A 5,128-nucleotide genomic window follows, 5' to 3' on the forward strand; every position below is an offset into this window, starting at 1 on the left:
AAACCTTCCAAAAAGGTTATAAATTGAATGACAAAGTAATTAGACCAGCAATGGTTAAAGTGAGTGCATAATAACATTCCCTATTGAGTCAAGCCGAAAGGTAAGGACGAAATGGAAGCAAATGAATTTTAATATAGTAAATAAAAAATAGTAATAATAAAGGAGAAAAGATTATGGGTAAAATTATAGGAATTGACTTAGGTACAACAAACTCAGCAGTAGCAGTTATGGAAGGTGGTAAAGCAACTATCATTCCTAACGCAGAAGGTAACAGAACAACACCTTCAGTAGTAGCATTTACAAAGGAAGGTGAAAGATTAGTTGGTGAAACAGCAAAAAGACAAGCTGTTATGAATCCAGAAAGAACAATTGAATCTATCAAGAGAGAAATGGGTTCAGATTACAAGGTAGAAATTGATGGTAAAACATATTCACCAGAAGAAATTTCAGCAATGATCTTACAAAAATTAAAAGCTGATACAGAAGCTTATCTAGGTGAAACAGTAACAGAAGCTGTTATTACAGTACCAGCTTACTTCACAAACGAACAAAGACAAGCTACAAAAGATGCTGGTAGAATAGCAGGCTTAGATGTAAAAAGAATTGTTAACGAACCTACAGCAGCTGCTTTATCATATGGTATGGAAAAAGCAGACCACGATATGACAATCATGGTATATGACTTAGGTGGTGGTACCTTTGACGTATCTATCCTAGAAGTAGCAGATGGTGTTATCGATGTTTTAGCAACAAGAGGTAACAACAAACTTGGTGGTGACGACTTTGACCAAGCTTTAATGAAATATATAAATGAAGAATTTAAGAAAGAAAATAGTGTTGACTTATTAGCTGACCCAACATCAGCACAAAGGTTAAAAGATGCTGCAGAAAAAGCTAAGAAAGAACTTTCAACAACATCTACAGCACAAATAAATTTACCATTTATTACAGCTGTTAATGGTCAACCAGCACACTTAAATATGGATATTACAAGATCAAAATTTGAAGAATTGATTTCATCCTTAGTTGAAGAATCATTAGACCCAGTAAAAGATGCATTAAAAGATGCTGGAGTTGAAGCTTCAGAATTAGACAAGGTGCTTTTAGTTGGTGGTTCAACAAGAGTTCCAGCTGTACAAGAAGCTGTTAAAAAACTTACAGGAAAGACACCACAAAAGGATATCAACCCTGACGAATCAGTTGCCTTAGGTGCAGCAATCCAAGGTGCTATCTTAGCAGGTGACGTAAATGACTTATTACTATTGGACGTAACACCTCTATCATTAGGTATCGAAACAATGGGTAATATCACAACAGTATTAATTGAAAGAAATACAACAATACCTACAAAGAAATCACAAATCTTTACAACTGCAGCAGACAACCAAACATCTGTAGATATCAAGGTATTGCAAGGTGAAAGACAAATGTCTTATGACAATACTGTAATAGGAAACTTCCAATTAACAGATATACCTGCAGCAAGAAGAGGTGAACCACAAATCGAAGTAACCTTTGATATTGATGCTAACGGTATTGTAAATGTTTCAGCTAAAGACTTAGGTACAGGTAAGGAACAAAAGATTACAATTACAGCTTCTGCAAACTTATCAGAAGAAGAAATCGAAAAGAGAGTAAAAGAAGCTGAAGCTCACGCTGATGAAGATAAGAAGAAAAAAGACTTAGTAGAAACAAAAAATCAAGGTGAATCAATTTCATACCAAGTAGAAAAGACATTAAAAGACCTTGAAGATAAGATTTCTGCTGAAGAAAAAGAAGCAATTGAAAAGAAAAACCAAGAATTGAAAGATGTTTTAAACTCAGACAATGTTGATGAAATCAAGACAAAGATCCAAGAATTAACAGAAGAATTAAACAAAATGAGTGAAAGACTATACGCAAACGTTGGAAACAACGCACAAGAAAACAAAGAAGACGATACAGTAGAAGCAGACTACGAAGTTGTGGATGAAGATGATAATGATAGCGAAGAATAATCCCTTAGGATTATTCTGAGCGGTAGACACGGCGACTGCTCGAAAGAGCAGAGCCGATGTCTAATCTTATACAGGGAGTTGAAAAAATGCGACGAGAAGGAGCATTTTGAGACGAGTCGTATAATGAATAAAACCCAAAAAGTATTTTATAGAAAGCGGTAGACACGGCGACTGCTCGAAGAGCAGAGCCGATGTCTAATCTTATACAGGGAGTTGAAAAAATGCGACGAGTAGGAGCATTTTGAGACGAGTCGTATAATGAGAAAAACCCAAAAAGTATTTTATAGAAACAGGTAGACACGGCGACTGCTCGAAGAGCAGAGCCGATGTCTAATCTTATAGATGTGGCGTTTATAAAATAAATATGCTATGTTATAATAATGAAGTTGACGAAAGGAGAGTAGGCTCTCCTTTTGTTAGTTATAGAGTAGATAGAGTAAATTAGAAAAGTTTTAAAATATTAGAGAAAGAATATAAAGGTGGCTAAATGAGAAATCCTTATGAAGTATTAGGTATTGAAAGAGATGCTAGTGCTAGAGAAATCAAATCAGCCTATAGAAAATTAGCAAAGAAATACCATCCGGATTTAAATGGTGGAGATAAAGAAGCTGAAGAAAAGTTAAAAGAGATAAATACAGCATTTTCTATATTAGGTGATGAAGAAAATAGAGCTAAATATGATAGGTATGGAGAAGCTGCCTTTGATCCAAATTCAGGTTTTGGAGGATTTTCTTCTTCAGGCTTTGGCGATATATTTTCAGACCTATTTTCAGATTTCTTTGGTGGAGGTGGATCTTCATATAGGAGTCAAGATCCAAATGCTCCTAGAAAAGGTGAAGATATCCAAATTACAAGTCGAATAACATTTAAAGAAGCTGTAAGTGGGGTTGAAAAAGAAATCCAATATAGGAAACAAGAAACCTGTGACAAATGTCATGGAAGTGGAGCTAAGGAAGGTAGTGAAAAGAAAACCTGCCATAGTTGTAATGGATCAGGCCAAGTTAGACAAACCCAATCAACACCATTTGGACAATTTTCTTCAGTTACCACTTGTCCGACATGTAATGGCTCAGGTGTAGAAATTGAAGAAAAATGTGACAAGTGTCATGGAGATGGTAGAGTATTAAAAAATTCTAAGATCAAGGTTAAAATACCCGCAGGTATAGCTAATGGAGATATCATACCTGTAAGAGGTCAAGGAAATGCTGGAGAAAATGGTGGACCATCAGGAGATTTATATATAGTAGTTGCTGTTGAAGATCATGAGCATTTCAAGAGATATGGAAGCGACATATATTATGAGCTACCAATATCATTTGTGACTGCAACCCTTGGAAATACTATAAAAGTACCTACCCTAAGAGGAACGGTAGATTTTGACATACCAGCTGGTACTCAAAATGATACTAGGTTCAAAATCAGTGGAGAGGGGATGGATAATCCAAGAAAAAGTGGTGACAGAGGTGATATTTACTTTGATGTAAAAGTTGTTGTTCCTAAAAAAGTTAATGACGAGCAAAAAGAATTGCTTAAAGACTTTGCAAAGGCTGGAGGAGACCAGATAAAACCTGAAAAGTCATTCTTCGAAAAGGTAAAAGATTTTTTTAATTAGAATTAAGAGGGGTAGCCCTCTTTTTTTTTATACAATTTTATTGACTTTAATAAATAGTTCTACTATAATAAAACAAATAGTTAAACAAATGCTAAACTGTAAGTTGAATTAGTAAACCACAGGTAGAACTAAGCTAAACCATGAGTTGAATTAGGAGTAAATCATGAATGTAATCAATGAAATCCAATATATAAATGAATCTTTATTATTAGCCATATTTATTTTTTCTTCAGAAAATGAATCTTTAGATGAAGTAGATTTTACAAAATTGAATATTTCAAAAGAAGAATATTATTCTAAATATAATCAATTATACCAGTATTATAAAAATATTATGGATAGGGCCTATCCTTTGAAGAAAAAGTATAGGCATATAAAAGATTTATTTATAGTGAAAAAAGGCAAAACTTCTATATTTTCTACTCTTATATATTCAAAGAAAAAAGAATCTATTTCTGAATATAAATATGAAGAGTTTTCTAAAATGATCAAAAAAAATATATTGGAAAATGCAGAAAATAGGTTAATTGATACTGAAAAGGTATTATCTGAAATTGACTTAATTGATAAGATAGATTATTTAGATGGAAGTCAGAAATTTGCCCTAGTTAAACTTTTTGATGGAGCTAGGACTGATATGAAAGATTTATATAATTTATTAGGAGATTTAGAAGTTATCATAAAAGAGGAAATTAAGAAAATTAGAGACCTCATAAATGAACAATTAGAGAAAATAAATATTGATTTTTTAAGAAAATATAAAAATTTCCAAACTTTTGAAGAAGGAAAAATGTTTGGTAAATTTGATAGTCTAAATGTTTTTTCTTTAATTAATAATTTCCATGATATTGGAATTTCAGCTGAGTTGGATGATGAAGATCAATTCCATGCTTACATAATCTTAGGATTTTCCTGGATTATTCTGCAAGATTACAAATATGATTTTGAAAATAAATATAATGATATGCAAGAAAGCTTATCAGTCATAGCAGAGGCTAATAGGTTTAAGATTATCCATCTATTAGCTAAAAAAACTATGTTTGGCCAAGAAATAGCGGACGAATTAAACCTATCAAAAGGAAGTGTCAGCCAGCATTTAAGCCAATTGCAAGAGAAAAATATAGTGGATTTTTCTATAGATGGAAGAAAGATATATTACGACTTAAACAAGTCTAGTATAAATGAACTTATAAAATATTTTAATGATTTATTAGGAGTTAAAGATGAATAGTAATTTCAAAAATAGGATGAACTTCTATTTCAAAGAATTATTTCCAAACCTTTTTAGAAAAGATACTTGGTTAAAAACAATTATAAATATGATAGTTGCAGTTATCCATCCTTTGATGTCCGTTTTAGTTTTAAAATATATTTTAGAGCTAATAAAAAATGGAGAGATGGATGTATTCCAATTATTAACAGTAGCTGGAATATATACCCTTGTATTTATAATATCTAAGTCCTTAAACTTATACCTTGAAGGTAAGATTCAATACATTTTTATGCTAGATAGAAATAA

Annotated in this window: 5 protein-coding genes; all 5 read left to right on the top strand. The window is 32.2% G+C overall.

The window, feature by feature from the left end; genetic code table 11:
• On the top strand, positions 1-71 hold a 71-nt coding region (gene grpE / locus Q0U66_RS05835; RefSeq protein ID WP_366938266.1), incomplete at its 5' end, for a nucleotide exchange factor GrpE.
• Between the two features lie 102 nt (positions 72-173).
• The gene (gene dnaK / locus Q0U66_RS05325) at positions 174-1,997 is read left to right on the top strand and encodes a molecular chaperone DnaK (RefSeq protein WP_297378344.1); all 1,824 of its coding nucleotides are present in this window, start codon (positions 174-176) and stop codon (positions 1,995-1,997) included.
• Between the two features lie 487 nt (positions 1,998-2,484).
• Positions 2,485-3,609 (top strand): molecular chaperone DnaJ, encoded by a 1,125-nt coding sequence (gene dnaJ / locus Q0U66_RS05330; RefSeq protein WP_297378347.1) that lies wholly within the window; start codon positions 2,485-2,487, stop codon positions 3,607-3,609.
• A 163-nt stretch (positions 3,610-3,772) separates the two neighbouring features.
• Entirely contained in the window at positions 3,773-4,840 is a 1,068-nt protein-coding gene (locus Q0U66_RS05335; RefSeq protein WP_297378351.1) for a metalloregulator ArsR/SmtB family transcription factor, read from the top strand.
• A partial coding sequence (locus tag Q0U66_RS05340; protein ID WP_297378354.1) for a hypothetical protein occupies positions 4,833-5,128 on the top strand: 296 nt, incomplete at its 3' end. The genes Q0U66_RS05335 and Q0U66_RS05340, both read left to right, overlap by 8 nt.

The organism is uncultured Helcococcus sp., from assembly GCF_946998255.1.
Taxonomy (GTDB): Bacteria; Bacillota; Clostridia; order Tissierellales; family Peptoniphilaceae; genus Helcococcus.

Excerpts from the sequence above, each read along its gene's own strand:
- dnaK (WP_297378344.1), top strand. The coding sequence starts at position 174 with ATGGGTAAAATTATAGGAATTGACTTAGGTACAACAAACTCAGCAGTA.
- Q0U66_RS05335 (WP_297378351.1), top strand. The coding sequence starts at position 3,773 with ATGAATGTAATCAATGAAATCCAATATATAAATGAATCTTTATTATTA.
- dnaJ (WP_297378347.1), top strand. The coding sequence starts at position 2,485 with ATGAGAAATCCTTATGAAGTATTAGGTATTGAAAGAGATGCTAGTGCT.